Origin of the sequence: Streptomyces sp. NPDC058880, from assembly GCF_042742535.1 — a bacterium.
Lineage (GTDB): Bacteria > Actinomycetota > Actinomycetes > Streptomycetales > Streptomycetaceae > Streptomyces.
Map to the genome: position 1 here is coordinate 1 of NZ_JBHYMC010000142.1, position 1,204 is coordinate 1,204.

A 1,204-nucleotide genomic window follows, 5' to 3' on the forward strand; every position below is an offset into this window, starting at 1 on the left:
TCAGACCGCGTTTGAGATCTCCCGTAGCCTGCTTCCAGTGGAGCGTGAGGAGGGGAAGTGGGTTACTGGCGTGGGCCTTGCTCTCAGCGGGGGCTTCGTGAGTAGGCGTCGCTATGTGGCCAGAGGCGTGCCTGGCGGGTACCGCATCTGGGACAACCGAGGGCGCCGATGGTGGGGCGACCTATACGAGCTCTGCCCCGACGACCTCACTACTGAACTGAACGGCGAGGCCAATCCGGCGAGGCTTACCGCTCTCCTCAAGCGATACAGAGCCCAGAAGCGGTAGGGCTGACGTCATGACAAGAGGCGAAGGCGTCGTGGGCCCGGTCGCTGAGCGGGCCGGCCTCGGGTGAGTCGACGGACCATGACGCCGATCATCGCCCAGCGGATCATGCTCTCGGAGTGGGCCGGGCTGGTCTCGTAGTCGCGGGCGAGGCGCCGGTGGGCGGTGAGCCAGGAGAAGGTGCGCTCCACCGCCCACCGCTTGGGCTGAACCTGAAAGCCGCGCTGGCCGGGGTCCTTGCGGACGATCTCCAGCTCACGGCCGAGGATCTGGGCGGCCCAATCGACCAGGCGACCGGAGAAGCCCTGGTCGGCCCACACCTTCTTGACGCCGGGGTGATCCAGGCGGGTCCACAGTAACGGCCGCTTCGCGCCGTCGCGGTCCTGGATGCTCGCCGCGACGACGTGGACGGCCAGGAGCAGGCCGAGGGTGTCGGTGACGATGAACCGCTTGCGGCCCTTGACTTTCTTGCCCGCGTCGAAGCCCCTGGTCGCCGCGGGCACGGTGTCGGCGGTGCGGACGGACTGCGAGTCGATCAGCCCGGCGCTCGGCTCCGCGTCGCGGCCGTCGGCCTTACGGACCCGGCTGCGCAGGGCGTCGTGGATGCGCTCGACGGTGCCGTCGTCGTGCCACCAGGTGAAGTACCAGTACACCGTCGGCCAGGGCGGAAAGTCCTTCGGCAGCTGCCGCCAGGCACACCCGGTCCGCACCACGTAGAAGATCGCGTCCACGATTCGCCGCCGCGGATGCTTCTCCCGCCGACCACCCTTCGGCCCCACCCGCGCCGGCGGCAGCAATGGCTCCACCAGCGCCCACTGCTCGTCCGCCAGGTCCGACGGATACCCACCCCCAACACCACTCACGACGAGCTCAACGAACGCCCCAGTAACGGGACACGGCAGATCTCAAACGCGGTCTCAG

General features: G+C 68.6%; 2 protein-coding genes. One reads left to right on the plus strand and one right to left on the minus strand.

Going from position 1 to position 1,204, the window contains the following annotated elements:
* Window positions 1–97: 97 nt before the first annotated feature.
* On the plus strand, window positions 98–286 hold the full coding sequence (locus tag ACFW2G_RS33085) for a hypothetical protein (RefSeq protein WP_257002279.1): 189 nt from the start codon (window positions 98–100) through the stop codon (window positions 284–286).
* An 8-nt stretch (window positions 287–294) separates the two neighbouring features.
* Here ACFW2G_RS33085 and ACFW2G_RS33090 read toward each other — a convergent pair whose 3' ends face one another.
* Window positions 295–1,185, minus strand: coding sequence for an IS5 family transposase (locus tag ACFW2G_RS33090; protein ID WP_384585670.1), 891 nt, complete (start codon window positions 1,183–1,185; stop codon window positions 295–297).
* Window positions 1,186–1,204 lie beyond the last annotated feature (19 nt).